The sequence below is a fragment of the Streptomyces coryli genome (assembly GCF_011044975.1).
GTDB classification, from domain to species: Bacteria; Actinomycetota; Actinomycetes; order Streptomycetales; family Streptomycetaceae; genus Streptomyces; species Streptomyces coryli.
This window is the reverse complement of record NZ_JAAKZV010000444.1, coordinates 1-3,257: the sequence shown is the minus strand read 5'-3', so window position 1 is coordinate 3,257 and position 3,257 is coordinate 1. Positions and strand designations below refer to the sequence as shown.

3 protein-coding genes and 2 pseudogenes are annotated in these 3,257 nt (G+C 72.3%); all 5 read right to left on the bottom strand.

Annotation, left to right across the window (positions count from 1 at the left end; all coding sequences use genetic code 11):
* Window positions 1–862: pseudogene (locus G5C51_RS40930) on the bottom strand (hypothetical protein); the annotation flags it as partial.
* 147 nt (window positions 863–1,009) lie between these two features.
* Window positions 1,010–1,396: a DUF6113 family protein gene (locus G5C51_RS40925; RefSeq protein WP_165245851.1), complete on the bottom strand. Its 387-nt coding sequence runs from the start codon at window positions 1,394–1,396 to the stop codon at window positions 1,010–1,012.
* A 32-nt stretch (window positions 1,397–1,428) separates the two neighbouring features.
* Window positions 1,429–2,325, bottom strand: coding sequence for an N-acetyl-1-D-myo-inositol-2-amino-2-deoxy-alpha-D-glucopyranoside deacetylase (gene mshB, locus G5C51_RS40920; RefSeq protein WP_165245849.1), 897 nt, complete (start codon window positions 2,323–2,325; stop codon window positions 1,429–1,431).
* 20 nt (window positions 2,326–2,345) lie between these two features.
* Window positions 2,346–2,540, bottom strand: coding sequence for a hypothetical protein (locus tag G5C51_RS40915; RefSeq protein ID WP_165245847.1), 195 nt, complete (start codon window positions 2,538–2,540; stop codon window positions 2,346–2,348).
* A 222-nt stretch (window positions 2,541–2,762) separates the two neighbouring features.
* A pseudogene (locus G5C51_RS40910) lies at window positions 2,763–3,257 on the bottom strand (hypothetical protein); the annotation flags it as partial.

Genomic DNA, 3,257 nt, shown 5'->3' with positions numbered 1-3,257 from the left:
GGCCAGAGGTCGGGCCCGAGGGCGCCGCGGGAGGAGTGGGGGCCTTGCCCGCGCCGCCGGGCTGGCGCGTCGGCAGGCTGGGCAGGCCGTCCGGGCGGACCGGGTTGGCGGACGCCGGGTCGCCGGTGGCGAAGCCGTGCCCCGACGTCTGGTCCGGGCGCAGCGGCGGGGCGTCGGCCGGCGTGTTCGCGGTGAGCGGGTTCGCGTCGGGGAAAGAAGGGGTGCCCTGCCGCGGGGTGTCGGACGGATTCCGGTCCTCGGGCTCCTCGGCCGCGTGCGGCACGGGGAAGCCGGGCGGCAGATCGCCGAGCGGCCCGGTGCCCGGCGGGCGGCCGCTGCCGGCGCCCGGGGTGCCGGCGGGATACGAGGCGCCGTTGCCCTGATCGGCGGGCGCCCCGGAGGACGGGGCCGGTGACGGAGTCTGGCCGCCCGATGTCTGCCCGGAGGGCTTACGGGGCGCGAACCAGTCGCTCGTCTTCTCCTCCTCGCCGTCACCGGCGGAGCCGGTCGCGGTCTGCGCCCCTGCCGCGGCGCCCGCACCCGTACCACCCGCCGAAGCGCCGACGGCGGCGCTGGTGCTCGCCGGCCGCTGGGGCAGCGGGGCCCGACCGGCCTCCGCGCCGTCCCGGCCGTCCGCACCCTCGGAGGAGTCCACCGGCGTGCGCATCACGACCGGCGGGATCGGGCGGGACCCGGGGATGTTGATACGGATCCTGGTGGTGAGCGTCGTCTCCGTCTTCGGCGTGTCATCGCCCTCGGCGCCCGCACCCGCGCTCGGGTACGGAGGCGTCCCGGACGGGTACGCGGCATCGCCACCGCGCCCCTGGGGCCCGGAGGACGGATTGTCGTTTTCTCGGCTCAAGGCAGATCTCCCGATTTGACTCCCGCCGCCTCCCCCTCGGCGGCGCGCACCACCATACTGGGCGGCGCCCATGCGTACGTCGCGGATGAGTGATCGGTCCCGTGCCAGGATGTTCCAAACGGCACGCTCAGGGCCCAACTACGCACGTCACTTGGCGAGTCGGGGCACTCCCTGGCCCGCCCCCGGCGGGTGGCTGGTAGTGGTGCGGATCACAGTCGTAAAGGCCACGATCACGCCGCCGAGCAGATACGCATAACTGCCCAGACCCGCACCGAAGACGAAATCCCCCTCGGGCCGCGTGGTCGTCAGCAGCATCACCGCGAGCAGCCAGCCGGCGCCCGCGACCATGCCGGCGGAGCGTGCGTCCAGGGCCTTCACCCCGCCGTAGCACAACGCCCCGAGGGCGAGCAGCGACAGCAGCAGCCCGCCGGGGAACCACGACCAGCTCGCGGCCTGCAGCAGCGCCCCCGCGGCGCCGGTGAGCAGGCCGAGCAGCAGCAGCCCTGCGAAGGCCAGCAGGCGGGGAACGGTCATCGTCGGTACGGAAGACGTGGTCTGCACGATGCTCAGGCTGCCACGCCGGCGAAGAGGTCGCCCTCCCGGGCCCCCGTTCGGGCGCCCGGCTCACCCCGTACGAGCCGGTAGTACTCGGTGCCGAAGAGCGGCTGCCCGAGCGCGTTGGACAGCGCGAAGAAGGGGCCGTCGACCGCGATCTGGGTGGCGTGCGCCCGCATCGCCGCCGTCTTGGCCTCGGTGTACGCGCCGCCGTCGATCTCCGCGGTGACCTTGTCGTCGGGCACCACGCCCGGCACGTCGTCGGCGGAGGCGATCTCGGTGAAGGGGGAGTCGAGGCCCAGCTCGCGCAGCTTGGCGAAGCCGGCCTCGACCACGGAGTGGGGCACGCAGTTCCAGTAGATCTTCTGGATCGTCCACGGGGTGCCCAGATCCCGCCGGTACGCCCCCTCGCCGGCCAGGTCGGCGGCGCGCATCGCGACGCGGTGCGCCTGGATGTGGTCCGGGTGGCCGTAGCCGCCGTTCTCGTCGTACGTGATCAGCACCTGCGGCCGCACCTCGCGGATCACCTCGACCAGGTGCGCCGCCGCCTCGTCCACGTCGGCGGACCAGAAGCTGCCGGGCCGGCTGTTGGTCTCCAGGCCCATCATCCCCGAGTCGCGATAGTGGCCAGGGCCGCCCAGGAAGCGGTGGTCGGTGACGCCGAGCTCGCGCATGGCGGCGGCCAGCTCGCCGATCCGGTGCTCGCCGAGGATGTCCTCCTTGTCCGGGGCGAGATGCGCCAGATCGGGCGGAATCACCTCGCCCTCCTCGCCGAGCGTGCAGGTCACGAGGGCCACGTGGGCGCCTTCGGCGGCGTACTTGGCCATCGTCGCGCCATTGTTGATCGACTCGTCGTCGGGGTGCGCGTGGACCAGCAGCAAGCGCCGCGCCGGGGCATGCGTCGTCATGGGCCCCAGCTTAGGAGGGGTCAGAACTTGATGTCGCTGATCATCCCCGCCACATTCCGTGTCACCTCGTCGATGGTGGGGCCGACGGAGGACCCGGAGAGGTAGAACCCGAGCAGCACACACACGATGGCGTGCCCCGCCTTGAGTCCTGCCTTCTGCACGAGAAGGAAGACGATAATCGCCAGCAGCACTACAAGGGAGATCGACAGCGCCACAGCGGCTCACCTCCGGGTCAGTGCGGTGGGGTTCATCACACAGGCCAGTGCGCCAGTGCACAGCGCCAGATGCGTCATACCCGCATTGCGCAACGAATCATAACTATCCGTGAGCGCGCATCTTTCGGCGCATGGGCGCATTTACGGGGGCGCGCGGCCAACTCGCAGGTCAGCGGTGGGGTTTGGGGTGCCTGGTGGGGCAGTTTTATGGCTGGATTTCGATCACCAGCTCGGCGGCGGAGCGCTCGGCTCCTGCCAGCCGCGCAACGGCTCCGACGTGGGATCGGCCTCCCCGCGCCCGGCCAGCGCCCACAGCGCGGCGAAGCCGGCCAGGAGCAGGAACAGCCCGGTGCAGACGTGCAGTTGGCCCTCGGTGGTGAGGTCGCCGAAGTTCTCGAAGACCCGGTCCTTGAGGTTGCGCGAGGTCTCGGCCGCGCCCCAGACGAGCACCAGCGCGCTGGTCGTCATCCCGAGCGTGCGGGTCAGCGGCGCCCGCGACAGCGCACAGCCGACGACGACCGCGGCGAGCAGCACCACGGTCCACTTCCCGGCGGCGTCCGGGGGCTGCAGCACGGCGTACATCGTGCGCTCGCCGGTGATCTTGTGCCAGTACGCGTCCCAGCCGTCGCGCAGCCCGTAACGCACCTCCCAGCCGGCGATGAGGAGGGCGGCGAGCGTGAGGAAGACCCCGGCGGTGCCGGCGGCGGCGGGGTCTTC